The organism is Xylophilus sp. ASV27, assembly GCF_016428875.1.
Lineage (GTDB): Bacteria > Pseudomonadota > Gammaproteobacteria > Burkholderiales > Burkholderiaceae_C > Xylophilus.
Window position 1 is genome coordinate 1 of the sequence record NZ_JAELTO010000429.1, and the last position, 255, is coordinate 255.

A 255-nucleotide genomic window follows, 5' to 3' on the forward strand; every position below is an offset into this window, starting at 1 on the left:
CACCGTGAGCTTCTTTGAAAACATGCGGGTCGCCCGCAAGGTCTGGGGCGCGTTCGTCTTGCTGCTGGCGGCCATGCTGGCCATTGCCGCGCTGACCTACTGGCAGACCCAGGCCCGCAATGCCGATACCGCCCGCTACGACCTGATCGCCCAGGCCCTGCAGTGGCGCGGGCTGACGGAAGTCAGCATCACCAAGACCATGGCCGGCGCGCTCAGCGCCGACCCGACGGTGGCGGACTTGTTCAAGGAGGAGCA

1 pseudogene is annotated in these 255 nt (G+C 66.7%); it reads left to right on the plus strand.

Annotation, left to right across the window (positions count from 1 at the left end):
* Positions 1-255 (plus strand): annotated as a pseudogene (locus JHD63_RS23650) (methyl-accepting chemotaxis protein); the annotation flags it as partial.